This window comes from Micromonospora sp. A202, from assembly GCF_006715105.1.
Classification (GTDB): domain Bacteria; phylum Actinomycetota; class Actinomycetes; order Mycobacteriales; family Micromonosporaceae; genus Micromonospora; species Micromonospora zamorensis.
In genome coordinates this window covers 1085555-1112026 of the sequence record NZ_VFMP01000001.1, presented here as the reverse complement: position 1 = coordinate 1112026, position 26472 = coordinate 1085555, and the positions used below count along the sequence as shown (strand labels likewise).

General features: G+C 72.3%; 24 protein-coding genes and 3 tRNA genes. 9 read left to right on the top strand and 18 right to left on the bottom strand.

Features of this window, described 5'->3' with window-relative positions:
• Positions 1–4: 4 nt before the first annotated feature.
• Positions 5–1012: an NAD(P)H-dependent glycerol-3-phosphate dehydrogenase gene (locus tag FBZ33_RS05220; protein ID WP_088946580.1), complete on the bottom strand. Its 1008-nt coding sequence runs from the start codon at positions 1010–1012 to the stop codon at positions 5–7.
• The gene (locus FBZ33_RS05215) at positions 1009–1746 is read right to left on the bottom strand and encodes a 1-acyl-sn-glycerol-3-phosphate acyltransferase (protein ID WP_141908192.1); all 738 of its coding nucleotides are present in this window, start codon (positions 1744–1746) and stop codon (positions 1009–1011) included. The genes FBZ33_RS05220 and FBZ33_RS05215 overlap by 4 nt, the downstream gene beginning before the upstream one ends.
• 126 nt (positions 1747–1872) lie before the next feature.
• Here FBZ33_RS05215 and cofC point away from each other — a divergent pair, with 126 nt between their 5' ends.
• Genes cofC through FBZ33_RS05190 form a run of 5 tightly spaced genes read left to right on the top strand, consistent with a single transcriptional unit; the run spans position 1873 to position 7563 of the window.
• Positions 1873–2523, top strand: a complete 651-nt coding sequence (gene cofC / locus FBZ33_RS05210) for a 2-phospho-L-lactate guanylyltransferase (protein WP_141908191.1) — start codon at positions 1873–1875, stop codon at positions 2521–2523.
• Positions 2524–2545: 22 nt separating this feature from the next.
• Complete coding sequence (locus FBZ33_RS05205) at positions 2546–2743, top strand: cold-shock protein (RefSeq protein WP_030335323.1); 198 nt, start codon at positions 2546–2548, stop codon at positions 2741–2743.
• Between the two features lie 54 nt (positions 2744–2797).
• Positions 2798–5152, top strand: a complete 2355-nt coding sequence (locus FBZ33_RS05200) for an RNA degradosome polyphosphate kinase (protein ID WP_141908190.1) — start codon at positions 2798–2800, stop codon at positions 5150–5152.
• Positions 5153–5176: 24 nt separating this feature from the next.
• Complete coding sequence (locus FBZ33_RS05195) at positions 5177–6697, top strand: CYTH and CHAD domain-containing protein (RefSeq protein ID WP_141908189.1); 1521 nt, start codon at positions 5177–5179, stop codon at positions 6695–6697.
• On the top strand, positions 6685–7563 hold the full coding sequence (locus tag FBZ33_RS05190) for an NUDIX hydrolase (RefSeq protein ID WP_141908188.1): 879 nt from the start codon (positions 6685–6687) through the stop codon (positions 7561–7563). Before FBZ33_RS05195 ends, FBZ33_RS05190 begins: the two co-directional genes overlap by 13 nt.
• A 6-nt stretch (positions 7564–7569) precedes the next feature.
• Here FBZ33_RS05190 and FBZ33_RS05185 read toward each other — a convergent pair whose 3' ends face one another.
• The 4 genes from FBZ33_RS05185 to leuC form a co-directional block, all read right to left on the bottom strand.
• Positions 7570–9507, bottom strand: a complete 1938-nt coding sequence (locus FBZ33_RS05185; protein WP_141908187.1) for an endonuclease/exonuclease/phosphatase family protein — start codon at positions 9505–9507, stop codon at positions 7570–7572.
• Positions 9508–9647: 140 nt separating this feature from the next.
• The gene (locus FBZ33_RS05180; RefSeq protein ID WP_185755216.1) at positions 9648–10337 is read right to left on the bottom strand and encodes an HU family DNA-binding protein; all 690 of its coding nucleotides are present in this window, start codon (positions 10335–10337) and stop codon (positions 9648–9650) included.
• A 172-nt stretch (positions 10338–10509) separates the two neighbouring features.
• Positions 10510–11097, bottom strand: a complete 588-nt coding sequence (gene leuD / locus FBZ33_RS05175) for a 3-isopropylmalate dehydratase small subunit (RefSeq protein WP_088946572.1) — start codon at positions 11095–11097, stop codon at positions 10510–10512.
• 14 nt (positions 11098–11111) lie between these two features.
• On the bottom strand, positions 11112–12557 hold the full coding sequence (gene leuC, locus FBZ33_RS05170; protein WP_088946571.1) for a 3-isopropylmalate dehydratase large subunit: 1446 nt from the start codon (positions 12555–12557) through the stop codon (positions 11112–11114).
• Between the two features lie 49 nt (positions 12558–12606).
• Here leuC and FBZ33_RS05165 point away from each other — a divergent pair, with 49 nt between their 5' ends.
• The gene (locus tag FBZ33_RS05165) at positions 12607–13293 is read left to right on the top strand and encodes an IclR family transcriptional regulator (RefSeq protein WP_007456408.1); all 687 of its coding nucleotides are present in this window, start codon (positions 12607–12609) and stop codon (positions 13291–13293) included.
• A 180-nt stretch (positions 13294–13473) separates the two neighbouring features.
• Here FBZ33_RS05165 and FBZ33_RS05160 read toward each other — a convergent pair.
• From FBZ33_RS05160 to FBZ33_RS05145, 4 genes are all read right to left on the bottom strand, one after another.
• Positions 13474–13546 (bottom strand) — tRNA-Glu (locus tag FBZ33_RS05160).
• Between the two features lie 185 nt (positions 13547–13731).
• Positions 13732–13804: transfer RNA gene (locus tag FBZ33_RS05155), tRNA-Glu, on the bottom strand.
• Between the two features lie 135 nt (positions 13805–13939).
• Positions 13940–14011: transfer RNA gene (locus FBZ33_RS05150), tRNA-Gln, on the bottom strand.
• 108 nt (positions 14012–14119) lie between these two features.
• Positions 14120–14923 (bottom strand): fumarylacetoacetate hydrolase family protein, encoded by an 804-nt coding sequence (locus FBZ33_RS05145; protein WP_141908185.1) that lies wholly within the window; start codon positions 14921–14923, stop codon positions 14120–14122.
• Between the two features lie 172 nt (positions 14924–15095).
• Here FBZ33_RS05145 and FBZ33_RS05140 point away from each other — a divergent pair, with 172 nt between their 5' ends.
• Together FBZ33_RS05140 and FBZ33_RS05135 are read left to right on the top strand one after the other, a co-directional pair.
• On the top strand, positions 15096–16571 hold the full coding sequence (locus FBZ33_RS05140; protein WP_141908184.1) for a hypothetical protein: 1476 nt from the start codon (positions 15096–15098) through the stop codon (positions 16569–16571).
• Positions 16572–16604: 33 nt separating this feature from the next.
• Complete coding sequence (locus FBZ33_RS05135; RefSeq protein ID WP_141908183.1) at positions 16605–17471, top strand: 3-methyladenine DNA glycosylase; 867 nt, start codon at positions 16605–16607, stop codon at positions 17469–17471.
• A 13-nt stretch (positions 17472–17484) separates the two neighbouring features.
• Here the strand turns inward: FBZ33_RS05135 and arfB are convergent, their stop codons facing one another.
• From arfB to FBZ33_RS05100, 7 genes are all read right to left on the bottom strand, one after another.
• Positions 17485–17910, bottom strand: coding sequence for an alternative ribosome rescue aminoacyl-tRNA hydrolase ArfB (gene arfB, locus FBZ33_RS05130; RefSeq protein WP_099851126.1), 426 nt, complete (start codon positions 17908–17910; stop codon positions 17485–17487).
• A 34-nt stretch (positions 17911–17944) separates the two neighbouring features.
• On the bottom strand, positions 17945–18241 hold the full coding sequence (locus FBZ33_RS05125) for a hypothetical protein (RefSeq protein WP_088946566.1): 297 nt from the start codon (positions 18239–18241) through the stop codon (positions 17945–17947).
• 110 nt (positions 18242–18351) lie between these two features.
• Positions 18352–19224, bottom strand: a complete 873-nt coding sequence (locus tag FBZ33_RS05120; RefSeq protein WP_088946565.1) for a S1C family serine protease — start codon at positions 19222–19224, stop codon at positions 18352–18354.
• A 38-nt stretch (positions 19225–19262) separates the two neighbouring features.
• The gene (locus FBZ33_RS05115; RefSeq protein WP_088946564.1) at positions 19263–20222 is read right to left on the bottom strand and encodes a VWA domain-containing protein; all 960 of its coding nucleotides are present in this window, start codon (positions 20220–20222) and stop codon (positions 19263–19265) included.
• Positions 20219–21238 carry a DUF58 domain-containing protein gene (locus FBZ33_RS05110; RefSeq protein WP_141908182.1) on the bottom strand — a complete coding sequence of 340 codons (1020 nt, stop codon included), beginning with the start codon at positions 21236–21238 and terminating at the stop codon, positions 20219–20221. Before FBZ33_RS05110 ends, FBZ33_RS05115 begins: the two co-directional genes overlap by 4 nt.
• Complete coding sequence (locus FBZ33_RS05105) at positions 21235–22278, bottom strand: MoxR family ATPase (RefSeq protein WP_088946562.1); 1044 nt, start codon at positions 22276–22278, stop codon at positions 21235–21237. Before FBZ33_RS05105 ends, FBZ33_RS05110 begins: the two co-directional genes overlap by 4 nt.
• 267 nt (positions 22279–22545) lie before the next feature.
• Positions 22546–23055 carry a hypothetical protein gene (locus FBZ33_RS05100; RefSeq protein WP_088946561.1) on the bottom strand — a complete coding sequence of 170 codons (510 nt, stop codon included), beginning with the start codon at positions 23053–23055 and terminating at the stop codon, positions 22546–22548.
• A gap of 339 nt (positions 23056–23394) precedes the next feature.
• On the opposite strand from FBZ33_RS05100, the gene FBZ33_RS05095 reads away from it, so the two are divergent.
• Positions 23395–24402 carry an endonuclease/exonuclease/phosphatase family protein gene (locus FBZ33_RS05095; RefSeq protein ID WP_141908181.1) on the top strand — a complete coding sequence of 336 codons (1008 nt, stop codon included), beginning with the start codon at positions 23395–23397 and terminating at the stop codon, positions 24400–24402.
• Between the two features lie 186 nt (positions 24403–24588).
• On the opposite strand, the gene cimA is transcribed toward FBZ33_RS05095, so the two are convergent.
• Positions 24589–26172, bottom strand: coding sequence for a citramalate synthase (cimA, locus tag FBZ33_RS05090; RefSeq protein WP_141908180.1), 1584 nt, complete (start codon positions 26170–26172; stop codon positions 24589–24591).
• Between the last annotated feature and the right edge of the window lie 300 nt (positions 26173–26472).

Sequence of the window (26472 nt, the reverse complement as noted above, 5' to 3'; positions counted from 1 at the left end):
TTCCTCACTCGTACGACTCGGGTTTTGCGGTGCGGCTCATCAGGGCTTCCACGGCGAGGCGTGGGTCCATCCCCTCGTGGCAGATCCGCTCGACGTGCTCGGTGATGGGCATCTCCACACCGTGCGCGCGGGCCAGGTCGCGAATCGCCAGGCAGCTCTTCACACCCTCGGCGGTCTGCCGGGTGGCCGTCTGGGCCTGCTCCAGCGTCTCGCCCCGGCCCAGGTGCTCGCCGAAGGTGCGGTTGCGGGCCAGCGGGGACGAGCAGGAGGCGACCAGGTCGCCCATTCCCGCGAGGCCGGCGAAGGTGATCGGGTCCGCGCCGAGCGCCACGCCCAGCCGGGCGGTCTCGGCCAGCCCTCGCGTCATCAGCATGGCCCGGGTGTTGTCGCCGAAACCCATCGCGGTGGCGATGCCGTACGACAGGGCGATCACGTTCTTGACGGCCCCGCCCAGCTCGCAGCCGATCACGTCGTCGTTGGTGTACGGCCGCAGGTATGGCGTCCGGATCGACGCCTGCACGAGCGCGGTGCGGTGGCTGTTCGTCCCGGCGACGACGGTCGCGGCGGGCTGCTCGGCGGCGATCTCGGGGGCCAGGTTCGGGCCGGACACGACGACCACCCGGTCCGCGGCGACCCCGGCGGTCTCCACGATGACCTCGCTCATCCGCTTGGTGGTGCCGAGCTCGATGCCCTTCATCAGCGACACCAGGGTGGAGTCGGGGTGCAGGTGTCCGACCCACTCGGCGAGGTTGCCGCGCAGGGTCTGCGACGGCACTGCCAGCACCACCAGCTCCGCGCCGGTGATCGCCTCGGTCGCGTCGGCGGTGGCGGTGACCCGGGCGGGCAACAGCAGGTCGGGCAGGTACTCCGGGTTGCGGCGCTCGGTCCGGATGCTCTCGGCGACCGGCGCACGGCGGGCCCACACTGTCACGTCACGCCCCGCGTCGGCCAGGATCTTGGCGAACGCGGTGCCCCAGGAACCGGCGCCGAGCACTGCGACGTGGCCGGTCATGCCAGGTCGCCCTGCTGCTCGTGCCGGACGGAGGACCGGGCCGGTCGTTCCCACAGCGGCGGCGGGGTGCCGCCACGGATCTCGGCGAGCATGTCCCGCAGCCGCAACATGATGGTGTCCGTCATCTCCTCGAGGGTGGCCCGGGTCGGCGGGGCGTCCGCCCACCGGCTCAGGTCGATCGGGTCTCCGGCGACGACGGTCACCGGGGTCCGGGGGCGCAGGTTGACGCGGCTGGTCCGGGGGTCGAAGATCCGCTCCGGTCCCCACATCACCACCGGTACGACGGGTGCGCCGGTGGCCAGGGCCAGCCGGGCGGCACCGGTCTTGGCCTTCATCGGCCACAGCTCCGGTTGTCGGGTGGTGGTGCCCTCCGGGTAGATCACCACGGCACCGCCCTGATCGAGCGCGGCGACCAGTGCGTCCAGCGAGCGGACCGCGTCGACGCTGCCCCGCTCGACCGGAATCTGCAGGCACCGGTGCAGGATCCAGCCGACCACCGGCACCCGGAACACGCTGGCTTTGCCCAGGTACTGCGGCCAGCGCCCGGAGTCGTAGATGAAGTGCGCGGAGACGAGCGGGTCGGCGTGCGAGATGTGGTTCGCCACGATGATCACGCCACTGTCGCCGCCGAGGTGTTCCTGGCCCCGCCAGGTGCGCCGGGTCCACACGGTCATCACCGGCTTGATCAGCCACACGGCGAACCGTTGCCAGAACCCCAGCCTCCGCCGTGCCACTGTGCCTCCTCGTCGCGCCCCAACCCCGCCGCGATCCCGCCCGCGACACCCGCAGCGGAAATCATGCCTGCTCGCCCCCGGTACGGCCAGCGAGGGTCCCGCCGTGCGGCTGGCAGGATTGCGGGCGTGAGTCAGCCGAGGTGGGCCGTGGTGGTGCCGGTGAAGCATCTGGCTGCTGCCAAGAGCCGGCTGCGGGGCGCGCTGTCCGGCGTACCGCACGAGGAGCTGGCGCTGGCCCTGACGGCCGACACCCTCCGCGCGGTGCTGGCCTGCCCGGCGGTCGCCGAGGTCCTGGTGGTCACCGACGACGCCCGGGTCGCGGCGGCGGCGCTGGGCGCCGGCGCGCGGGTGCTGCCCGACGGGCCGGACGCCGGCCTGAACGCGGCGTTCCGGCACGGTGCCGCCGGGACCACCGCCGGCTGGGTGGCCGGGCTCACCGCGGACCTGCCTGCGCTGCGCCCGGCCGAGCTGGCCGGCGCGCTGCTCGCGGCGCAGAACGGCCGGGAAGGGGTACGCCGGTTCGTGCCGGACGCGCCCGGCAGCGGCACTGTGCTGCTCGCCGCCCCGCCGGGTGTGCCGCTGGATCCTCGCTTCGGGGTGGGCTCGGCGGTCGCGCACGCGGCGAGTGGGGCGCTGCCCCTGACCGGCGACTGGCCCAGCCTGCGCCGGGACGTGGACACCGCCGCGGACCTGGCCGCCGCCGCCCGGCTCGGACTGGGGCCGCGCACCGCCGCACTCGTCGCCGCCGCCAGCCGTCCGGCCCGCTCCGCCGGGTGACCCCCGGGTGTACGGTGCCAGCATGCAGGGCACGGTGGCCAGCTATGACGCGGCAACACGCAGCGGGGTGCTGCTGCTCGACGACGGCACCGAGATGCGCTTCCCCGCGCGGGCCTTCGATGCCTCCGGGCTGCGGTTGCTCCGGCTGGGCCAGCGGGTCCGCATCGACACGGATCCCGACGGAGAGGTCGTCCGGGTGACATTGCCGACGATGATCTGAGCCGGCGAGCCCAAGTTCATTTTGCGTTCACCGTAATCGGGTGATTATGAGCGGGTGAGCACCCCTCGCGAGCAACCGGCCCACCCGCCCACCACCGACCTCCGCAACGGCTCCCGCGTACGCGGCACCGACGGCCGCTTCCGCCCGTCCCGCGCGGAGAGGGCCAGCGCCGCCCGCGCCGACACCCTCGCCGACGACCCGGCTGCCGCCTCCTCCGGGCTGGACGAGGTCCTCGACCCCACGCCGAGCGTCGAGGCTGCCGGCCCGACCGCCGATGGCGTCCACCAGGTCCTGCCCGGCGACCTACCGACCGGCGCCGATGACGAGGACGACGAGCCGCCGGCGCCGCTGCCGGAGGACCGGTTCCTCAACCGGGAGCTTTCCTGGCTCGACTTCAACGCCCGCGTGCTCACCCTGGCCGAGGACCAGCGCACCCCACTGCTGGAACGGTCCAAGTTCTTGGCGATCTTCGCCAGCAACCTGGACGAGTTCTACATGGTGCGGATCGCCGGGCTGAAGCGGCGCCTCTCCGCCGGCCTGCCGGTGCGCGGCGGGGACCGGCTGCCCCTGCGTACCCAGTTGGAGCTGATCGCCGAGCGCACCGCGGCACTGGGTGCCCGGCACGCCGCCTGCTTCGTCGACGACGTGCTGCCCAAGCTGGCCGACGAGGGCATCCGCATCCTGCGCTGGGGCGAGCTGGGCGACCCGGAGCGGGAACGCCTGCGCACCTACTTCCGGGAGCACATCTTCCCTGTGCTGACCCCGCTCGCGGTCGACCCGGCGCACCCGTTCCCGTACATCTCGGGGCGCTCGCTGAACCTGGCGGTGGCGGTCCGCGACCCGAACGGCGGTTCCGAGCTGTTCGCGCGGGTGAAGGTGCCCAACAACGTGCCCCGCTTCGTCCGGGTCGACAGGGGTCAGCCGGGCGTGCGGATGCTGCCCCTGGAAGACCTGATCTCAGTGCACCTGGGGCAGTTGTTCAGCGGCATGCAGGTGGTCGAGTGCCACCTGTTCCGGGTCACCCGCAACGCCGAGGTGGAGGTCGACGAGGACCGCGACGAGGACCTGCTGCAGGCCCTGGAACGGGAGCTGGCCCGGCGGCGGTTCGGTCCACCGGTCCGGCTGGAGGTGGCCGCGTCCATCTCCGACCACGTGCTGGAGCTGCTCGTCCGCGAGTTGGACATGGACGACCAGGACGTACTGCGGGTGCCCGGACTGCTGGACCTGTCCGCGCTGTGGCAGGTCTACGGCGAGGCCGACCGGCCGGACCTCAAGGACCCGCCGTTCGTGCCCTCCACCCACCCCCGGCTCGCCGAGGGCGAGGTGCCGCGCAGCGTCTTCTCCACACTGCGCGACGGGGACATCCTGGTGCACCACCCGTACCACTCGTTCGCGACCAGCGTGCAGCGCTTCATCGAGCAGGCCGCCGCCGACCCGAACGTGCTGGCCATCAAGCAGACCCTCTACCGCACCAGCGGCGACTCCCCGATCGTCGACGCGTTGGTCGACGCGGCCGCCGCCGGCAAGCAGGTGGTGGTGCTGGTGGAGGTGAAGGCCCGCTTCGACGAGGTGGCCAACATCGGCTGGGCCCGCACGCTGGAACGCGCCGGCTGCCACGTGGTGTACGGCCTCGTGGGCCTGAAGACGCACTGCAAGACCGCGCTGGTGGTCCGCCAGGAGGGCAACCAGATCCGCCGTTACTGCCACATCGGCACCGGCAACTACCACCCGAAGACCGCCCGACTCTACGAGGACTTCGGGATGCTCACCGCCGACCCGGAGATCGGCGCCGACCTCACCGACCTGTTCAACGTCCTCACCGGCTACAGCCGGCAGACCGCCTACCGGCGGTTGCTGGTCGCCCCGCAGGGCATCCGCACCGGCCTCATCGAGCGGATCGAGCGGGAGATCTCGCACGTCCGACTGGGCATGCCCGGTCTGGTCCAGTTCAAGGTCAACTCCCTGGTCGACGAGGGGGTGACCGACGCCCTGTACCGGGCCTCCCAGGCCGGCGTCCACGTCGACCTGCTCATCCGGGGCATGTGCACGCTGCGTCCCGGGGTGCCCGGGCTGTCGGAGAACATCCGCGTCCGCTCGATCCTCGGCCGTTTCCTGGAGCACTCGCGGGTCTTCCGCTTCGGCAACAACGGCGAGGCGGAGTTCTGGATGGGCTCGGCCGACCTGATGCACCGCAACCTGGACCGTCGGGTGGAGGCGCTGGTGAAGGTGACCGACCCGATCGCCCGTGCCGAGCTGGACCACGTGCTGACCGCCGCGATGAGCCCGGACGTGGACGCGTTCGAGCTGGCCGGCGACGGTAGCTGGACCCGGCGGACCAGCGTCGACGACAACGCCCGGGTGCATCTGCAGGAACTGTTGTTGCGCCGCGTCGGTGGCACGGCCGGCTGAACGATCAGCGCATAGGCTGAGCTGATGGTCGAGGAGGAGCAGAAGTACGAGGTGGACGACGCCTACGTGCTGCCGGACCTGACCGCCACGGCCCCGGCCGGGGGTCGGGTCCGGGCGCTGCCACCGGTGACGCTGGTCGCCCGCTATCTCGACACCGTCGACCTGCGGCTGGCCCGCGCCGGTGCCTCGCTGCGCCACCGCAAGGGCGACGAGCTGCCCTGGACGGTGAAACTGCCGACCGGGACACAGGGTGTCCGGCACGAGATCTCCCGTCCAGGGCCGAAGGGGCGGCCACCACCGGAGCTGGTGGAGCTGGTCACCGTCCTGCACCGGGGGGCGCCGCTGGCCCCGGTGACTGTGGTGCGGACGGTGCGGCACGCGTACGAGGTGTGTGACAAGGCCGGCACGGTGCTCGCCGAGGTGGTGGACGACCGGGTGACCGTGCTGGACGACTCCGACGCCACCACCGACACGTTCCGCGAGGTGGAGGCGGAACGCAAGGCTGGCGACCGCGAGCTGCTCGACCGGATCGGCGCGGTGCTGCGCGAGGCTGGTGCCCGGGGTGGATCGTTCACCCCGAAGCACGTACGGGCGCTGGGCGAGACGGCGCAGGCCGATCCGGACCTGGTCGCGCCGGCCGGGCTGACCGCCGAGGCGAGCGCGGGCGACGTGGTGACCGAAGCGGTCCGCAAGGAGATCCGCCGGCTGCTGGCGCACGACCCACTGGTCCGGCTGCGCGCCCCGGCCGCCGGTGGCGACACCGCCGTGCACCAGATGCGGGTCGCCTGTCGACGCCTGCGCAGTGACCTGCGCACCTTCAGGCCACTGCTCCGCAAGACGTGGTCCCGTCCGCTGCGTGACGAGCTGCGCTGGCTGGCCGGTGTCCTCGGCGCGGCCCGCGATGCCGAGGTGCTGCGCGCACGGCTGCGCCGCACCGCCGACGCCGACCCGCTCAGCCCGCTCGACCAGGGCGCGGTGGACCGCCTGGACGAGGTGCTCGCCCAACGGCAGCGGACGGCGCACGCCGCCATCGACGAGGCGCTGCGCTCCGCGCGTTACCTGGCCCTGGTGGATTCCCTGGTGCTGGCCGCCCGCGCGCCCCGGCTGACCCGCAGGGCGGCGGCGCCCGCGGGTCAGGCGCTGCCCGCGCTGGTGGCCCGGCCGTGGGCGCGGCTGGCCGGGCCGGACGGGGTCGACGGGCTCGACGCACAGTCGCCGGACGACAGTTGGCACGCCGTTCGCAAGGAGGCCAAACAGGCCCGTTACGCGGTCAACGCCGTGGCACCGACGGTCGGCAAGGGTGCGCGTCGACTGTCCCGCGCCCTGGCCCGGGTGCAGGACGTGCTCGGCGAGCACCAGGATGCGGCAGTCGCGGCGGACACCTGGCTGGAGATCGCCGCCGAGCGGCCGGACGACCACGAGTTGGCGGTCACCGCCGGGCGGCTCGCCGAACGGGAACGCGGGTCGGTACGCCGCACGCGCGGCCTCCTACCGGCCGCCTGGCACCGGGCGACCCGGCGACGGCGGACCAGTTGGCTGCCGTGATCGGCATCCGGGCGGCGGGCGGGGTGGCCTGGCGGCCGACCCCCGACGGCGTACGCGTCTGTGTGGTGCACCGCCCCCGCTACGGCGACTGGACGCTGCCGAAGGGCAAGCTGGAGCCGGGTGAGCACGCGCTGGCAGCAGCGGTCCGTGAGGTGGCCGAGGAGTCCGACGTGCGGGGCGTACCGCAGGTCCGGCTGCCGTCGGTGCGGTACCGCAGCGAGGGGCAGGCCAAGCTCGTCGACTACTGGTCGATGCTCGCTGTGGCCAGCGGCGGTTTCCAACCGGACACCGAGGTGGACGACATGCGCTGGCTCGCGGTGGACGACGCGATCCGGTTGGTCAGCTACCCGCACGACGCCGAGGTCCTGGCGGCGTTCGCCGCGCTGCCGCCGGTGACCGCGACTGTCGCGCTGGTCCGGCACGCGCACGCAGGCAAGCGGGCCACCTGGTCCGGCCCGGACGTCGGGCGGCCCCTGGACGGCGAGGGACGGGCCCAGGCGAGCGCCCTGGCCGACCTGGTCGCCCTGATCCGGCCGTCCCGGCTGGTGTCGGCGTCACCGCGACGGTGCGTGCAGACACTGGACCCGGCGGCGGCGCTGCTCGACCTGCCGATCGAGATCTGCGGCGACCTGGACGAACCCCAGCCCGGCCAGCAGAGCGACGAGCAGATCCTGGCCACCGCCGCCCGGCTGCTGGAGTTGGCCAACGCCGGTGGACAGGTGGCGGTGTGCAGCCAGGGCAAGGTGCTGCCGGGCGCCCTGGAGCAGCTCACCGGCCGCACCGACGAGGACTTCACGACGCCCAAGGGCGGCGGTTGGCTGCTTGCCTTCACCGCCGACCGCCTGTTGGCCGTCGACCGCCTGTAGGGCGTTTCAGCGGGGCGGGAGGGTCAGGGTCACCGCGACCGGCAGGTGGTCGCTGGCCGTGCTGCGAGGCGCCACCGGGCCGCCGGGAGTCAGGCCGGGCGAGACGAAGATGTGGTCGATCTGCTGGCGCGGGTCGTCCGCCGGGCTGGTCGCCAGCGGTCGGGCGGCCGCGAACGCGTCGGCCAGGCCCGCGTCGGTGAACTGCGCGTACGCCTCGTCGCCGGGCTCGGTGTTCAGGTCGCCGGCGACAACCAGGGGTCGGCCGGCCGCGTACCGGGTGGCGAAGTCCGCGACCGCGCGGGCCTGCACCACAGGGCCCCGCCCCGGTGGCGGTTGCAGGTGGGTGCTGACCACGGCGGTACGGACACCGTCACCCAGGTCCAGCGTGACGGCGAGGGCCTGCGCACCGGTGGGCGCCCCGACGCTCGGCAGCGGGAGGCTGCGCGGGTCGCGCATCGGCCAACGGCTGAGCACCGCGTCACCCCAGACCGGGTCGGCAGCCGGCCCGAAGACGTACGGCATACCCAGCCGGCCTGCCAGCAGGTCCAGGGTGTCGTGCCCACCGTTGAGCAGCCAGGCGCGGTCCACCTCGCTGAGCAGCACCACGTCGGGTCGTTGCCGTTCGACGACCTCGGTGAGGCCGGGCAGGTCGAACCGACCGTCCAGCCCGAAACCCATTCGGATGTTGTAGGCCACCACGGTCAGCCGCTCCGGCGGGCCGTCCCGGTTGCTGGCCACCGGGATGTCGTCGGCGAACACCGGCGCCAGCAGGGCCAGCGCGGTGACCGCGGCGGCGGCCCGTAGCGGCGGAAACGGCCCGGGGAGCCGGTGCACGACGGGACGGGCGGCGAACGCCACGACGGCGACGAGCCCGGCCACCACCACGGGCACCGCCGCGTTGGGGTAGCCGAGGTCGTAGGCGGAGTAATACCCGACCGCCCCCAGCGCGAAGACGAGCATGCCGGCAGCCACCGCGTACCCCCGGCGGGCCGCTCTGGCGCTGGCGTTGCTGGTGTCGCTGGCGCTCGCGGTGTCGCTGGCGTTGCTGGTGTCGCCGTCCGGGCCGCTGGCGTCGTCGGTCAGCGCGAGGCAGGCACCGAGACCGACTGCCGCGAGCAGGATGGCCGGGAGGAGCAGGTCACCCCGGTCAAGGGCGAACAGCACCGCGCCGGCCAGCAGCGTCACCGGCCCGTACGCACGGCTCCACCCCCGGGGCGGTCGGGTCAACGCGGTACACAGGAACCCGGCGACCGCCACCGGCACCGGCGCCAGGCCGAACAGCGGCGAACGAGCCACCCCGTCCCCGGCCACCAGGTACGACATCCCGGTCCGGGCCAGCGCCGGGGAGAGCGCCACCATTGCGGCCAGCAGCAGCGCCGGCCCGGCCAGCAGCCAGGCCCGCACCCCACCGGTACCGGTCACGCCATCGGCACGGGTGCCGGGCTGCGCCGTCCCGAGCACGAACAGCACGACCGCGACGGAGCTGAGCAGCCAGGCCAACCAGCCGCCCCGCCACACCATGTCGACGGTGTCCAACACCGCGTGCAGGGCCGCGTTGACAGCGAAACCCAACGCCAGCCCCGGAACCGGGCGGTCGGTGTCGGCGGCGACGCCGACCAGCCAGACCAGCCCGGCGAGCAGCCCGGCGGTGGCCAACCAGAGCTGCGTACGCCCGCCGGGTGTTGCGGTGAGCGCGAGCCGGGCGACGGCGAGCAGAACGGCGGCGGCGACCGTGACGGGGCGGGCGCCGACCCGGCGGACCACAGCGGGTGCGCCCAGCGCGAGCACGAACCAGCCGAGGGCGAACGCGCCCATCAGCTCGGCCGGCGTGGACGCCGCCTGGCCGAAGATGGTGATGATGCCGGGCAGCCAGACCCGCAGCACGTCGATGAGCAGGATGACGCCCAGCGCGAGCGTCCCGGTGGTGAGCTGGCGGTAGCGCACCGGCGCCCCATTTCGCGTCGACGGGCCGGCGGAGGGGGACCGGCACGGCGATTCTGCGCGAGCGAGGCGAGCGGGTCAACGGTCCCCGTACGCCCAAAGGGCGCCCACCCACGGGTGGACGCCCTTTCGGAACAGGTCGGTCAGCGCTTGCTGGCCGCCTTCTTGGCCGGAGCCTTCTTCGCCGGCGCCTTCTTGGCCGCCGCGCTCTTGCTCGCCGCCGCGGTGGTCTTCTTCGCCGCGGTCGACTTGGTCACCGCGGTGGTCTTCTTCGCCGCCGCGGTGGTCTTCTTGCTGGCGGCCGTCTTGGTCGCCGTGGTGCTCTTGCTCGCCTTGGCCGGGGCGGTCTTCTTGCTGGCGGCCGTCTTGGCCGTCGTGGTGCTCTTGCTCGCCTTGGCCGGGGCGGTCTTCTTGCTGGCGGCCGTCTTGGCCGCGGTCGCCTTGGTGCCAGCAGCCTTGGTGCCAGCCGCCTTGGTGCCGGCTGCCTTGGTGCCGGCCGCCTTGGCCGTGGCGGTGCTGGTGGCGGCCTTCTTCGTCGCCACCGTGGCCTTCGGCACCTTGCCGCTGGCCACCATCTCCTTGAACCCGGCGCCAGCGCGGAAGGTCGGGACTGACGTCTTCTTGACCTTCACCGCCTCGCCGGTACGAGGGTTGCGCGCTGTTCGCGCGCCACGTACACGCTTTTCGAATGCTCCGAATCCGGTGATCGCCACCTTCTCGCCCTTGGTGACTGCCGCCTGGACCTCGGTGAGGACCGCGTCGAGCGCGGCCGTCGCCATCTTCCGGTCCCCCAGGCGAACAGCGAGCGCCTCGATGAGCTCGGCCTTGTTCACGACTTCCTCCCGATTGTGCAACTGACTCGACGCGAGCCATTCTGCGCGCACGTTATGCCCTGTGCTGCCGAGACACAAACATTCGGTAGAAAAAAGCCCTTGTGTCGTAACGGATTCACCCCCACCGGTTGGACCGATGGGGGTGGAATTCGCTGTGTGAGCGGGCATACGGCTATGCCACGGAGGGCAGGAACGGCAGTCGACGCGCCTCGTAGGAGTCGATGTCGGCGGCGTGCCGAAGGGTGAGTCCAATGTCGTCCAGGCCCTCCAGCAGCCGCCAACGGCTGAAGTCGTCCAGCGGGAACGACCAGCTGGCGTCCCCCGCCCGGAGCTGGCGGGCGGTCAGGTCGACGGTCACCGGGGTGGTCGGATCCGACTCGACCAGATCCCACAACTCTTCGACGGCTTTCAATTCCAACTCGACCGGCAACAGACCTTCCTTGAGGGCGTTGCCACGGAAGATGTCGCCGAAGCGCGGGGCCACCACCGCGCGGAAGCCCCAGTCCCGCAGGGCCCACACGGCGTGCTCCCGGGAGGAGCCGGTGCCGAACTCCGGGCCGGCGATGAGGATCGACGCCCCGGAATAGCTGTCATCGTTGAGCACGAATTCCGGATCTTCCCGCCACGCGTTGAACAGCCCGTCGGCGAAACCCGTCCGGGTCACCCGCTTGAGGTACACGGCGGGGATGATCTGATCGGTGTCCACGTTGGACCGACGCAGCGGCACGGCGGTGCCGGTGTGGGTGGTGAACTTGTCCATCTCCTCGGTCCCTTCTACAGGTCGGCGGGGGCGGCCAGCCGGCCGACCACGGCGGTGGCGGCGGCGACCGGCGGGGAGACCAGGTGGGTACGCCCACCCCGGCCCTGTCGGCCCTCGAAGTTGCGGTTCGAGGTGGACGCGGAGCGCTCGCCCGGCTTCAGCGTGTCGGGGTTCATCCCCAGACACATGGAGCAGCCGGCGAACCGCCACTCGGCCCCGGCGTCGGTGAAGACCTTGTCCAGCCCCTCGACCTCGGCGGCCTCCCGCACTGCGGCGGAACCGGGCACCACGAGCATCCGGACGCCGTCGGCGACCTGGTGCCCCCGCAGCACGTCGGCGGCGGCCCGCAGGTCCTCCAGACGACCGTTGGTGCAGGAGCCCACGAAGACCACGTCGATGGGCAGCTCCCGCAGGGGGGTGCCGGGGCGCAGGTCCATGTATTCCAGGGCACGGCGGGCGGCGGCGCGCTCCGAGTCGGTGGTGAACTCCTCCGGGTCCGGCACCGGCGCGCTCAGCGGCGCCCCCTGGCCCGGGTTGGTGCCCCAGGTGACGAACGGGGTGACCCGGCTGGCGTCCAGGGTCACCTCGGCGTCGAAGCGCGCGCCCTCGTCGGTGGGCAGCGTCCGCCACCACGCCAGCGCCGCGTCCCAGTCCGCGCCCTGCGGCGCGTTCGGCCGACCCTTGAGGTACGCGAAGGTGGTCTCGTCCGGCGCGATCATGCCGGCCTTGGCGCCCCACTCGATGGACATGTTGGCGATGGTCATCCGCCCCTCCATGGAGAGGGCCTGGATCGCCTCGCCGCGGTACTCGACGATGTGCCCGCGCCCACCGCCGGTGCCGACCTGGGTGATCAGCGCCAGCACCAGGTCCTTGGCGGTGACGCCGGGGGCGAGGCGGCCGGTGACGTTCACGGCCATCGTCTTCGGCCGGCTCTGCGGCAGAGTCTGGGTGGCCAGCACGTGCTCCACCTCGCTGGTGCCGATGCCGAAGGCTAGCGCGCCGAACGCGCCGTGGGTGGCGGTGTGCGAGTCGCCGCAGACGATCGTCATGCCCGGCTGGGTGACACCGAGCTGCGGGCCGATGACGTGCACGATGCCCTGGTTGTCGTCACCGAGCGGGTGCAGCCGCACCCCGAACTCGGCGCAGTTGCGGCGCAGCGTCTCGATCTGCGTACGCGACGTGGGGTCCTCGATGGTGAGCAGGTCACCACGGCGGAGGCGGAACGCCGGGTCGGCGTACCCGGTCGGGGTGTTGTGGTCCTCGGTCGCGAGGGTCAGGTCGGTACGACGCACCCGGCGCCCGGCGAGCCGCAGCCCGTCGAACGCCTGCGGGCTGGTCACCTCGTGCAGGAGGTGCAGGTCGATGAAGAGCAGGTCCGGCTCACCAGCGGCAGACCGTACGACGTGCGTGTCCCAGACCTTCTCGGCCAGGGTCCTCGGCTCAGGAGTGACTCCCACCATCTGGACATCCTAAATTCTGGGAGGTAAGTTTCGGCTTGTGGGACACAGTATGAGCGGTGTCGGCGTTCTCGACAAGGCGGTGGTCATCCTGGCCGCCTGCGTCGACGGCGCCAGCCTGGCCGAACTCGTTGAACGCACCAAGCTGCCCCGAGCCACCGCGCACCGGCTGGCACAGGCCCTGGAGATTCACCGGATGCTGGTGCGCGACACCCAGGGCAGGTGGCGACCGGGCCCCCGCCTGGGTGAGCTGGCCAACGCCGCACCGGACGTTCTGCTCACCGCCGCCGAGCCACTGCTGGCCGCCCTGCGCGACGCCACCGGCGAGAGCGCACAGCTCTACCTGCGCCGCGCCGACGAGCGGATCTGCGTGGCGGCGGCAGAGCGCGCCAGCGGCCTGCGGGACACCGTTCCGGTCGGCTCGGTGCTGCCGATGACGGCCGGCTCCGCGGCCCAGATCCTGCTCGCCTGGGAGCCGCCGGAGGCGGTGATGCCGTTGCTGCCGCGCAGCAAGTTCACCGGCCGGACCCTTGCCGAGGTACGCCGTCGTGGCTGGGCGCAGAGCGTCGCCGAGCGGGAGGCCGGGGTGGCGAGCGTCTCCGCGCCGATCCGTGACCGCACCGGCCGCGTGATCGCCTCGGTGAGCATCTCCGGCCCGATAGAGCGCCTGGGCCGCCGCCCCGGCGAACGCCACGCCATGGCAGTGGTGAGAGCCGGCCAACGCCTCTCCGGCCTCTAACCCCACCCCGCCCCTGCCCCCCTCCCACCCAGCCCGGGTGATCAAGAGGTTTGCGTCAAGACACGCCGGAAGTGGTGACGCAAAGCTCTTGATCACCCGGGCTGGGTGGAGGCGGCCGGGGGCCGGGGTGGGGTACGGGAAAGCCCGTCCTGCCATTGGCGGGACGGGCTTTGGGTGTTGTAGCCCCGACCGGATTCGAACCGGCGCTACCGCCTTGAGAGGGCGGCGTCCTGGGCCACTAGACGACGGGGCCAGAACTTTTCCGTTCACCGCCCTCGCGGGCGGCACGGCTGTAGTCTAGCGGCACCGTCGCGCCGGCGTGATCGCGGGGTGCGGGCGCACAGAGGGCGCCCAGAGGGCGCACAGCGGGCTGGCTCGGACCACAAAGCGGACAACAAAACAGCCCGCCTCACCAGGTGAGACGGGCTGTGCACAATGTAGCCCCGACCGGATTCGAACCGGCGCTACCGCCTTGAGAGGGCGGCGTCCTGGGCCACTAGACGACGGGGCCAGAACTAGCTTTTGCTCCCCCACCCGTGCGGGCGGAGGAGCTGCACTCTACCGAAGACCACTCTCCGCCCCCGAAGGGGCGGAGTCGAACTCCGTCAGAATCCAGCGTCTGGAACTCTCGCGAATTCCAGCAGCGCTGGGGTACCAGGACTCGAACCTAGACTAACTGAACCAGAATCAGTCGGGCTGCCAATTACCCCATACCCCATTGGCACCTTGCGGCGCCGGGAGTGAACTTTACCCTCCCGGTGCCGACTGGCCAAATCCGATCCCCCCGAACCACTCGTGAGCTGCGAAAACAGGGGCATCGGACGGATCAGGCGACGGGAACCACCGGGTTGGTGAGCTCGCCGATGCCCTCGATCCGCACGGTGACCGTATCCCCCTCGACAAGCGGGCTAACCCCGGCCGGAGTGCCGGTGAGAACGACGTCTCCGGGCAGCAGAGTCATCACGTGCGAGATGTACGACACCAGGCCCGCCACGTCGAAGACCATGTCCTTGGTCCGGCCGAGCTGGCGTACCTCCATCTCCTCCGGATTGCGACCCACCTCACAGCGGATCTCCACGTCGGAGACGTCCAGACCGGTGGTGATCCACGGACCGATCGGGCAGAACGAGTCGAAGCCCTTGGCCCGGGTCCACTGCCCGTCCGAGCGCTGGAGGTCCCGCGCGGTGACGTCGTTGGCGCAGGTGTAGCCGAAGATGGCCCGTTCGGCGGCGGCCCGGTCGGCGCGGCGCGCCCCCGGCGCCCCGATCACGACCGCGAGTTCCGCCTCGTGCTCGACCTGCTTGGAGAAGATCGGCAGTCGGATGGCGTCGCGGGGGCCGATCACCGAGGTGGACGGCTTGAGGAAGAGCAGCGGCTCCTTGGGCACGTCGTTGCCGAGCTCGGCGGCGTGGTCGGCGTAGTTGCGGCCGACACAGACGACCTTGCTGGGCAGGATCGGCGAGAGCAGCCGAACGTCGGAAAGGGCCCAACGGGCCCCACTGAAGGAGAGTTTGCCGAACGGGTGGCCCTCGATCTCGGCGATGGTCAGGCCCTCCGGCCCGGCCTCCGCTTCGCCTTCGACGGCACCGAACGACATTCCCTTGGCATGGGCGAAACGAGCGATACGCACCCGGCCAATCTAGCCCCGCCGACACCTCCACCGGCCAGGACCGGCCGTGCGGTGTGCGCAACACGTCAGCGCGGCACCCTATCGGAGCAGGAGGTGAGCGGGGCGGTCTTCCCGACTTCGTACCCGCACGAAGGCAACTCGCCCCTACCGTCGGCTCCGGAGGTTCGTTCGTATGCCTGCATCGACACGACACCACAGAGCCCTCGCAGTGTTCGTACACTGCCTCGGCATCCTCGCCGCCGTGCCGGCCCTGCCGTCGGCGGCCCCGGAGGCGGCGGCCACGCCACGACCACCGGCCGCCACGCCACAACCAACGACCGCGACGCCACGGTCGTCGGCTGCGGCGCCGCCAGTCGCCGCGACGCCACGACAGGGCGCCACGCGGCCACCGGCGGAGACCGCCGGGCCGACCGTCACGCAGCCGCCGGTCGCGGTGGTCGCGTGGCTGACCGAGCCCACCCCGCCCTCGGCGCCACCGGCGGTGGCACCACCCTCCCGGGCGCCGGCGTCAGCGCCCCCGCAACAGGTCACGGTGGCGGTCGCGCCGGAGAGCAGCCCGGCGCCGAGGTACCGGATCCAGGTGCGCAACGTGGGCAACGCGCCGGTGGACACCACTGTGCGTCAGGAGCTGCCGGCCGGCTCCTCGCCGACCGCGATCAGCGCCGGCGGCCGGTCCACCAGCGCCGGCGGCTCCAGCACGGAGGTGACCTGGCGGTTGCGGCTGCCGGCGCACAGCAGCACCACGCTGGGCACCGCGCTCGCCGCGACCGCGCCGGGCCAGCCGCTGACCGCGCCGGCCTGCGCGTTCACCAGTGACGGCAGCCGGCCGTACGACTGCGCGACGGCCACCTGGAAGGCGGCGGGAGCACCGGCGGCCGAGGTCACCGAGGCGCCGCCCTGGCGGCGGTACCCGGTGCTGCTCGCCGGCCTGGCGGTCCTGCTGTTGGTCAGCGCCGCGCTGCTGTGGGTGTGGCGACATCGGCGCGGGCGTCGGGTGACGGCTGCCGCACTGGCCACCAGCGGCGGGCCGGAGGGTGATCGCGGGACGATCTATCCGCGTCCGGCAGCCCCGAGGCCGGCGAGTCGTCGGCGTACCCCGCCGGTCTGGTTGTTGGTGGGTGCCGCCGTCGTGGTGCTGGCCGGCGTCGTCGGCACCGCCGGCTGGACGGCGACCCGGCAGGTCTCGGAGATCGACACGCAGAAGCAGCCGACCAGCGGCGCGTGGAGGGGTAGCGGTGTGACCGGACCGGTGGGTGTGCCGCTGCGTGAGTCGGCGTTCGAGTTCACCGTGTACCGGATGTCGTGTGGTGCGCCCGGCTCTGCCGCGAAGACCGACGGCGGTGGTGCGGCACCGGCCAACGGTCGACGCTGCCAGGCCACAGTGGGTGTGCGCAACGTCACCGGGGACCACCAGCCCTGGCACGGTCAGCTGCAACGGGCGTACCTGCCCGGCGGGCGCTGGGTGAGCACCGACGAGCCGGCCACCCGGGCGGCCAACCTGGGTCGGGACATCTTCGCCGACCCGATGGCTGCGGGCACCCGGATGGTGCTCCCGCTGGTCTTCACCGTCGACGGGCGGGACCCGCCCCAGCAGCTGGAGCTGCGCAGCGGGGTGTTCTCCGCCGGCGTCCGGGTGCACATGCCCTGACCGGTGTGCGGGCGGCGGTCGTACCCTGGGTGCGTGACCGCCGCCCTCGCCCCCGCCGTGCTCGACGTGGCGCAGTGGCAGGCCCGCCGACGGGCCCACGAGGAGCGCATGGACGTCTGGCTGACGCCGCACCTGGCCCGCCGACGGCGTGGTGAGCGGCATCCGGTGGCCGACTTCCTGTTCACCTACTACTCGCACCGCCCGGCCCAGCTCCGTCGCTGGCACCCGGGGGCCGGGGTCGAGCTGCGCGACGCCGACCCGGCCGAGTTCGGCCGGGACTACCGCGCCACCGCCGCCGGGGTCACCCTCGACACCGATGCGGTACGCGCACGGCGCGGTGAGTCGATCACCTGGATCCGATCCCTGCTGGCGGCCACCGCCGGGCGGGCCCCGCACTTCGGCTGCTTCGGAATGCACGAGTGGGCGATGGTCTACCGGCAGACCCGTGAGGAGCTGCGGCACAACGCCTGGCCGCTGCGGCTGACCCCGGAGCGGACCGCCGCGGTCGTCGAGGAGCGCGGCGTGCGGTGCAGCCACTTCGACGCGTTCCGGTTCTTCACGCCGCCGGCTCGACAGTTGAACCTGCTCACCCCGACCCGGGAGACGCAGCACGCACTCGAACAGCCGGGCTGCCTACACGCCAACATGGATCTCTACAAGTGGGCGTACAAGCTGTCCCCGCTGGTCACCTCGGAACTGGTGGCCGACGCGTTCGAGCTGGCCCGGGAGATCCGCACGCTGGACATGCGGGCCAGCCCGTACGACCTGGCGGCGCTGGGCTGTCCGCCGGTGCGGGTGGAGACGCCGGAGGGTCGGGCGGAGTACGCGGCGGCGCAACGTGGGTTCGCCGACCGGGCCGCCGTGCTGCGCGACCGGCTGCTCGCCGCCGTCCCGGCCTGAGCCGGGCCGCCAGTCAGTCGTCGTCGGCGCGGCGGTCGCGTTTGCGCTGGGACTGGCGCTTCTTCTCAGCCAGCCGGCGTTCCTTGGCCCCCCGCGACGGGCGGGTCGCTCGGCGGGCCGGCGGTGGGGGTGCGGCGGCCTCCCGCAGCAGGGCGGTCATCCGTTCGCGGGCCGCCTCCCGGTTGGCCAGTTGGGCCCGGTGCTCACTGGCGGCGATCGTCAGCACCCCGTCGACCAGGCGGTTGGCCAGCCGGGCCAGGGCCCGCGACCGCAGCCACTCAGGCACGGCCGGCGAGTTGGCCAGGTCGTAGCTCAGCTCGACCCGGGAGTCCGCGGTGTTCACTCCCTGCCCACCCGGCCCGGACGAGCGGGAGAAACGCTCCCGCAGCTCCCCGGCGGGGACGACCCACCGGTCGGTCACCCGCAGTCCGTCGTCCACGCCCCGAGGCTAACCCGCGACGACCCGCCGGGGGTCATCGGTGTGGACGCTCACTCTGCGGCGGGGACTGGCTGGGCGTCGGCCCGGCGGTTTCCTCGTCGGCGCCGACCGCCGCGTACGCCACCGCACCGAAGAGCAGCAGCGCGATCACCGCGGCCTTGACGACGAGCCCACGGACGAGTGTCCAGGCGCCTCGACGGGCGCCCGGCACCGATTTCTTGACGGTCTGGTAATCGTTCCACCCGCGTCGTGCCCGGGCGTACGCCGACCCCACTGCACATCCAATGACCAGGCCCACCAGCAGGAGGACCGCAAGAAGGGGACTCTCCACCTCCGCCAGTATCCATACCGACCGTAATATTTCCATGGCCCGATGCTGTCCCGCCGGATATCTGACAGTGGCCGCGCTGCCACCGCCCGCCGCGAGGTCGTCCGGGCAGCTCAGCCACCCTTGCCGATGATCGTGTCGGCGGTCTGCTGCACCTGGTCGATCGGGATGGCGAAGCCGATGCCGATCGATCCGTTTCCGTCGATGGTGGCGATCGCGGTGTTCACCCCGACCACCTCCCCGCGGGCGTTGACGAGGGGCCCACCGGAGTTGCCGGGGTTGATGGAGGCGTCGGTCTGCACGGCAGTGTGCCGGTTGTTGCCCAGCCGCACCTCGCGGTCCAACGCGCTGACGATGCCCGCGGTGACCGTCCCGGCCAGGCCGAGCGGCGAACCGACGGCGAGGACCGGCTCACCGACCCGGGTCGCTCCCGGCTTGGCCAGGGGCAACGGGGTGAGCCCGGCCGATGCCGGCACCTTCAGCACGGCAAGGTCGCTGCGCGGCTCCCGTCCGACCACCTCGGCGGCGAACCGGCGGCCGTCGGGCAGCTCCACTGTCACCGGCCCACCGCCCCCCTTGGCCAGGATGTGGTCGTTGGTGATGAGGTGCTGCTGGTCGTCGACGGCGAAGCCCGAACCGGTCGCGGACCCGCTGGTCGTGGACCCGCCGGTCGCGCCGCCGCCGGCCAGCACCGACACCACCCCGGGTACGGTCCGCTCCGCCGCCGTGACCAGCTCGGCCGGCACCGGGGCGGCGGACGCCGCTGCCGGGCCCCCAGCCCCGTCCCGGCTGGCCACCACGCCACCGGCGAGAGCACCGGAGACCGCGGAGACCGCCACCACGGCCAGCACGGCCAGCAGCCGCCCAGGCTGTCGCCCGCCCGGTTCCCGCTCGGGTGGGTCCCACCACCCGCGCCCGTCCGGGTCGAGTTCCGGCGAGATGAACCAGGGACCGCGCGGTTCGCCCAGTCCGGTCTGCACTGCCATGCGTACTCCTCACGGTCTACGTCGGTCGTGCGCGGCGATCAGGGCAGCCGGGAGAACCAGCGCATCGAGCCGGCGGCGGCACCCATCGCGAACACCAGTCCGAGGCCGATGAACCGGGCCGAGACGTCCTGCCGCTCGGTGCGGTATCCGACCGAGCTGCCGATGTCGTCGTAGACGGCTCGCAACTCGTCGGTGGTGCTGGCCTCGTGGAACATGCCGCCGGTCTCCTCGGCGACCGCCTTGAGCGTCTGCCCGTCGACAGGCACCTGGATGGGCCGTCCGCCACGGTCCACGAACCCGGACGGTGTGCCGAACGAGATGGCGTGCACCGGCACCTCGGCGGTCACCGCTTCCGCCGCCGCTTCCATCGGGTCCATCCCGGAGGTGTTGGCGCCGTCGGAGAGCAGGATGATCCGGGCCGGCGGCGTCTCCTTGGCGGCCTCGCTGTCCAGGCTCTTGACCGCGCCGAGCGAGGTGTTGATGGCCTCGCCGATCGCGGTGCCCTGCACCCCGGTGATTCCTTCGGCGAGCCGGTCGATCCCCTCGTCGAGGGCGCCCCGGTCGGTGCCGGGCGGCACCAGCACGGCGGCGCTGCCCGCGAAGGCGACGAGGCCCACGTTGAACTCGTCGGGCAGGCCCTCGACGAAGCGCCGGGCCGCCTGCTTCGCGGCGGTCAACCGGTCCGGTTCCACGTCGGTGGCGAGCATCGACGTGGACACGTCCACCGCCACCATCACCGTGGCGCGTTCCCGGGGCACCCGTACCTCGGCGCTGGGTCGGGCGAACCCGACCACGAGCAGCGCCAGCATGGCCAGGAAGAGCCCGGCCGGCACGTGCCGGCGCCAGGCGGGCCGCTCGGGCGCAACCCGGTCCAGCAACCGCAGGTTGGTGAAGCGGACCGCGTAGCGGCTGCGTCGGCGCTGCACCACCAGATACGCGACGACCAAGGCGAGCACGCCGAGCAGCAGCCAGAGTCGCAGTGGCGACTGCCAGATCACGCGACACCTCCCCGTCGGTGGCCGGCCGGCGCGGCGGCGAGCCGACGTTGGGCGTGGACGTGCCGGACGATGTCCGCGCTCCAGTCCCCGTCGGTGCGCAACGGCAGGTGGGTGACCCCGCTGCGGCGCAAGGCCTGGCGGACCTGATCGCGTTGGGCGGCGGCGGCCTCGGCGTACCGCTCCCGCAACCGACGGTCCGATGTGCACACCTCACGGCAACGCCCGGTCTCCGGGTCCATCAGCGTGATCAGGCCGACGTCCGGCAACTCCAGCTCACGCGGGTCGGTCACCTCGATCGCCAGCACCTGGTGCCGGGCGGTCAGCCGGCGCAGCGTCCGTTCCCAGGGCGCCTGCCTGTCGGGGTCGTCGGGCAGCCCGTCGAGGAAGTCGGACACCACCACGACCAGTCCCCGCCGGTTGGCGATCCGGTGCAGCGCGTCGAGCCCGTCGGCCAGATCCGGCGGGCGGGGTTGTCCCCCGGCCTCCGACCCGGGTGCGGTGGCACGAGGGGCGGCGAGCAGCGCGCGGAGCAGAGCAAGCAGATGGGTACGTCCGGCGCGGGCGGGGAAGCGGCGTACCCCGTCCGCGCGCAGCACCTGGGCGCCGAGGCGGTTGCCGACGCCCGCGGTCAGGAACCCGACCGCCGCGACGGCTGCCACCGCCAGCTCCCGCTTGTCCAGCTCGGCGGTGCCGAACTCCATGCTGGCGCTGCCGTCGACCAACAGCCAGGTGGTCAGCTCACGGTCGGCGTCGACCTGCCGGACGTGCGGAACGGCGGTACGGGCCGTCACCGCCCAGTCCATCCGGCGTACCTCGTCCTCGCCCGGCCGGTACTCGCGGCTGCCGGCTGGTTCACTGCCCGGTCCGGGCAGCAGGCCGCGGTACTGGCCGTGCAGCAGGCCGTTCAGTCGGCGGGTGACGGTCAGCTCCAGGCGGCGCAACCGCTGGTCGGGGGCCAGCTCGGCCAGGCCGGGGTCGGCCGGCGCGGCGGCTGGTGCCACCTGCACGCGTCTCATGCCGCCGCCAGATCCGGCGTCTGCTGTGGGCTGGCCAGCCGAGGCGGTGGCACCGCCTCGACCAGTCGGCGCACCACACTCTCGGCCGACACCCCGTCGGCCACAGCGTCGAAGGAGAGCACCAGCCGGTGGGCGAGGACGTCGACGGCGAGTTCACGGACGTCCTCGGGCAGCACGTACTCCCGTCCCCGCAGCAGGGCCTGCGCCCGGGCGGCCGCGACCAGGCCCAGGGTGGCCCGCGGGCTGGCCCCGTACGCCAGCAGTGGTGCGATCTCCGGCAGCCCGAACCGGCCCGGGTCCCGGGTGGCGAGGATCAACCGCACCACGTACTCGGCCAGCGCGTGGTGGACGAAGACCCTCTCGGCGTGGAGCTGGAGGTCCCGCAGCCGTTGGGCGTCGAGCACCCGCCGTGGGCTCGGCCGGTCGGTGCTCATCCGGTAGAGGATGGCCAGTTCGTCGGCGTCGCTGGGGTAGTCGACAACCACCTTCATCAGGAATCGGTCGCGCTGCGCCTCCGGGAGCTGGTAGACCCCCTCCGACTCGATCGGGTTCTGGGTCGCCAGCACCAGGAAGGGCTCCGGGACCGGCCAGCTCCGCCCGCCGATCGAGACCTGCCGTTCGGCCATCGCCTCCAGCAGCGCCGACTGGACCTTCGCCGGGGCACGGTTGATCTCGTCGGCCAGCACCAGGTTGGCCATGATCGGGCCGAGCTCGATGTCGAAGGTCTCCTTGGAGGCCCGGTAGATCCGGGTGCCGACGATGTCGGAGGGGACCAGGTCCGGAGTGAACTGGATCCGCGAGAAGCTGCCACCGACCACTGTGGCGAGGGTCTGGGCGGCCAGTGTCTTGGCGACGCCGGGCACCCCCTCCAGGAGACAGTGCCCGTTGGCGACCAGTGCGGTGAGCAGGCGTTCGACGAGGCGATCCTGCCCGACGATCACGCGTTTGACCTCGAAGAGGGTCTGTTCCAGCTCGGCGCCCGTCGGCTCGGGATCGACCGAGCTGGGCATGCTGGCCAGGGTGTCCGAGATGTCCGTCACGGTGCTTGCTTCCCGGGCACGTGCCCGGCAAACGTCGGATTGTGCGGGCCGGACCGGCCCTGGGTGACCCGAACGGGGATGAGCCGCGCGAACGGGTGAAGAACGGCACGAGGCACGCGGCGACGGCCGGTCGACTCGGGACCACGGAAACCGGACCTTGCGGGAGACCAAGTGGATCAGAGCCGGAGTCAGGCTGGGACCGGTGGGCCCCGCAGCGGACATGGTGCGGCCCCCGCGCACGAGGCGCGGGGGCCGGACGTCGGTCGATCAGGGGAGGTGGACGACCAGGTGGAAGCCCAGGTCGGTCGGGGTGCCGGCCGAGTTGCGGGTCTGCACGAAGACCCCGTTGGGCGTGCTGAGCCGGGGCGCGACCGAGATCTCGCCGGCCGGCGGGATGCAGCAGGCGTCAGCCCGGCCGACGGTGGCCACGAAGACGCCCGACGTGACGGTGTAACCGAACTGGACCTCGTACTGGCCGACGCCGTACTTGATGACGGTGCCGACGCCGCGTGCCTTGGTGCCGTTGGAGTTGACGACGACCACGGTGGTGCTGGCGACCAGCGTGGTGGCCGCACCCGACTTCAGCGCGGCCTTCGCCATCCGGGCCGACTCGGCGGTGACCGGCGGCTGGGAGTTCGTGCCGCGGGCCGCGGGCTGGACAGCCTCCTGCGGCGCCTTCGCCGACGGCTGGGCGATAGCGATCCCCCCACCAGCCAGGCTGAGCGCCAGGACGGCGAACGTGACCGCTGCCGCCTTACGTCGGAAAGATGTGCTCATGACAGGTCCCCCTTGTGTGACCGTGCGAATTCGGCCGACCCGCGGGGCGGGACGGATGACTGCCCTCAAATAGGCGACACGACGACGGCAGGGCTGGGGCAAGTTGTTTCTCCTGCACCCAGTGAGGTTGATTTCTCAACGACCTCTAACCCGTCTGAGCTGGGATTACTACTCAGAGTTGCGTCGTTTAAGCCAGATGGAACGTAGCACCGGAAAAAGCCGGGAGTCAATAGTTGATCTCACTTTGGCGAGCTGTCAATCAGCCGTCAGATAATTGTGAAAGATGAGCGCGTCACCATTCACGAAATTGCTTCGGTCTTCTGAACTAGGATCAGCGCCATGATCGTCGACGCTCCGTCAACGCCCATTCCCACGCCGGGGTGGCACCGAAGCGCTCGGCTCCGCACAGCGGTCTGCTGGCTGGTGGTCGCCCCGACAGCCCTCTGGGCCGCCCTCCGGCTGATCGGCCTGGACCGGGGGCCGCTGGTGCAGGCGCTCGCCTTCACGCCGTACGTCGCGGGCTTCAGCGTGCTGCCCCTGGCCCTGGCCCTCGCCCTGCGGCGCTGGTGGCCGGCGGCCCTCGCGGCAGTGGCGGCGGTGGCACTGCTCGGTGCCGTGGCACCCCGGGCGTTGGCCTCCGCGCAGCCGACGGTGGCCGGGCCGACCGTCCGGCTGCTCACCGCCAACATGCTCGCCGGCGCCGGCGACGCGCGGACCCTGGTCGAGCTGGTCCGGCGCTACGAGGTGGACGTGCTCACCGTGCAGGAGTTCACCCCGGACGCGCAGGCGGCCCTGGATCGGTTCGGCCTCGACGGGCTGCTGCCGCACCGGCAGCTCAACCCGGAGATCGGCACACCCGGCTCCGGGCTCTACTCGCGGTGGCCGCTCACCGACGTCGGCCTGCGGCGCAACCTCGGCGGCTGGGGCTTCACCCAGGCGCACGGCACGATAGCCATCCCCGACGGGCCCCCGGTCCGCGTGGAGTCGGCCCACCCCTCGGCGCCGTACGCGGTGGACCAGGTTGGCGCCTGGCGTGCCGACCTGAAGGGTCAACCACCGGCCACCCCGGACGGCGGCCTGCAGATCCTCGCCGGCGACTTCAACGCCACCCTCGACCACAGCCCTCTGCGGGCCCTGCTGAGCACCGGTTACGTCGACGCCGCCGACGCCGCCGGAGAGGGACTGACCGGCACCTGGGGCCCGTACGACGGGGACCTCATCCCACCGGTCACCATCGACCACGTGCTCGTCGACCGGCGCATCGCGGTCCGGTCGGTGAAGGTGCTCGCCCTACCCGGCAGCGACCACCGCCCCGTCCTAGCCACCGTGACCCTCCCAACCCGGTAACCCCCCTGCGGTCGTCACGCCCACCCCAGCTGCGGTCGATCATGGAGTTGTGGTGGGCATTTTGAGAACGGAAACCCGTTTTGCGGAGCACCACAACTCCATGATCGATCAGGTGGGGTGGTTGGGGTGGGGTGGGGTGGGGTGGGGGTGGGGTGGGGGTGGGGTGGGGTGGGGGTGGGGCGGGGGTTAGACCGTGGTGGGGGCCAGGCCGTAGGTGAGGGCGTCGACCAGGGCATGCCAGCTCGCTTCGACAACGTTGGGGTGCACACCGACAGTGGTCCAGTCCCGGCCCGTGCCGTTGGCGGTCTCCAGCAGCACCCGGGTCACCGCGCCGGTGCCGTGGCTGCCCTCCAGGATGCGCACCTTGTAGTCGGCCAGCTCGAAGTCGCGCAGCTGCGGGTAATGCCGGGCCAGCCCCACCCGCAGCGCCTCGTCGAGCGCGTTGACCGGGCCGTTGCCCTCGGCGGTGGCGATCACCCGCTCACCGCGTACCCGGATCTTGACGGTCGCCTCGGAGACCACCGCGCCGTCCTCGCGGTGCTCGACCAGCACCCGGTACGACTCCAGAGTGAACGGTCGGGCCGGGCTGCCCTCCGGCAGCTCGGAGCGGACCAGCAACTCGAAGGAGGCGTCCGCGGCCTCGAAGGACCAGCCACCCGCCTCCAGCTCCTTGACCCGATTGGTGACCCGGGTCAGTGCCTCCGGGCTGCCAGCCAGGTCCAGGCCGAGCTCACGGCTCTTGAGCTCGACGCTGGCCCGGCCGGCCATCTCGGTGATCAGGATCCGCATGTCGTTGCCCACCACCGACGGGTCCACGTGGTTGTAGAGCAACGGGTCGACCTTGATCGCACTCGCGTGCAGCCCCGCCTTGTGAGCGAAGGCAGCAGCCCCGGCGTACGCCTGGTGGGTGTCGGGGGCGATGTTGGCGATCTCGGCGATGGCGTGCGAGACCCGCACCATCTGTGCCAGGCAGCCCTCCGGTAGGACGGGCATGCCCAGCTTGAGTTGGAGGTTGGCGACGACCGCGAAGATGTCGGCGTTGCCGGGGCGTTCGCCGTACCCGTTGGCGGTGCCCTGGACGTGGCGGACACCCGCCTCCACGGCGGCGATCGTGTTGGCCACCGCGCAGGAGGTGTCGTTCTGGGCATGCATGCCGAGCAGCGCGGCGTCGATCCCCAGCCTGTCGGTCAGGTCAGCGATCACGGCGGTCACCTGGGACGGCAGCATGCCGCCGTTGGTGTCGCAGAGCACCATCCGCTCGGCGCCGGCGGCCAGCGCGGTCTGCACCACCGCCGCGCCGTACGCGGGATCGTGCCGGTAGCCGTCGAAGAAGTGCTCGCCGTCGACGAAGACCCGTCGGCCCTCGCGGACGAGGTGACTGACGGTGTCGTGGATCATCGCGAGGTTCTCCGCACCGGTGGTGCGCAACGCGCGCTCGACGTGCCGGCTGTCGGCCTTGGCGACCAGCGCCACCGCCGGCGTCTGCGCGTCCAGCAGGGCACGCACCTGTGGGTCGTCGGTGACCGCCACACCGGCCTTGCGGGTGGCGCCGAACGCGACCAGGACGGCGTTCCGCAGGTCCAGTTCGGTGCGCGCCCGGCGGAAGAACTCGGTGTCCTTGGGCACCGCGCCCGGCCAACCGCCCTCGATGAAGCCGACCCCGAACTCGTCGAGCAGCCGGGCCACGGCCAGCTTGTCGACCACCGAGTAGGTGAGCCCTTCGCGTTGGGCGCCGTCGCGCAACGTGGTGTCGAAGACCTGGAACGTCATCAGGATCCTTTCTCGGAGCAACAAAAAGACCTCCCGCGGATGCGGGAGGTCTGCGCGCTCGGCGGAGGGGGCCGGCGCGCTAGGTCGCAATAATCAGGGCGGTGCTGGTCACGATGGCCACTCTGCCACTCCGCCCGTGGTTTTGGGAGGAACAATCCATATAGCGGGACGGTCGCTCTGGGTGGCCCCCAGCGCCGGGCCGAGCACGTACGCCCCGACGAGCCGCCGCAGCACCGCGCGGCTCGGCGTCCCGCCGCACCGCGGCCTCGGCCTCCTGCCGTTTCCGGCCCCCGGCGGACG

Bases quoted from the DNA above. Each gene is read 5' to 3' on its own strand.
- FBZ33_RS05110 (WP_141908182.1), bottom strand. From the start codon at position 21,238: ATGAGACGCGTGCAGGTGGCACCAGCCGCCGCGCCGGCCGACCCCGGC.
- leuD (WP_088946572.1), bottom strand. From the start codon at position 11,097: ATGGACAAGTTCACCACCCACACCGGCACCGCCGTGCCGCTGCGTCGG.
- FBZ33_RS05220 (WP_088946580.1), bottom strand. From the start codon at position 1,012: ATGACCGGCCACGTCGCAGTGCTCGGCGCCGGTTCCTGGGGCACCGCG.
- FBZ33_RS05120 (WP_088946565.1), bottom strand. From the start codon at position 19,224: ATGGCAGTGCAGACCGGACTGGGCGAACCGCGCGGTCCCTGGTTCATC.
- FBZ33_RS05205 (WP_030335323.1), top strand. From the start codon at position 2,546: ATGCAGGGCACGGTGGCCAGCTATGACGCGGCAACACGCAGCGGGGTG.
- FBZ33_RS05140 (WP_141908184.1), top strand. From the start codon at position 15,096: ATGCCTGCATCGACACGACACCACAGAGCCCTCGCAGTGTTCGTACAC.
- FBZ33_RS05095 (WP_141908181.1), top strand. From the start codon at position 23,395: ATGATCGTCGACGCTCCGTCAACGCCCATTCCCACGCCGGGGTGGCAC.
- leuC (WP_088946571.1), bottom strand. From the start codon at position 12,557: ATGGTGGGAGTCACTCCTGAGCCGAGGACCCTGGCCGAGAAGGTCTGG.
- FBZ33_RS05165 (WP_007456408.1), top strand. From the start codon at position 12,607: ATGAGCGGTGTCGGCGTTCTCGACAAGGCGGTGGTCATCCTGGCCGCC.
- FBZ33_RS05100 (WP_088946561.1), bottom strand. From the start codon at position 23,055: ATGAGCACATCTTTCCGACGTAAGGCGGCAGCGGTCACGTTCGCCGTC.
- cimA (WP_141908180.1), bottom strand. From the start codon at position 26,172: ATGACGTTCCAGGTCTTCGACACCACGTTGCGCGACGGCGCCCAACGC.
- FBZ33_RS05195 (WP_141908189.1), top strand. From the start codon at position 5,177: ATGGTCGAGGAGGAGCAGAAGTACGAGGTGGACGACGCCTACGTGCTG.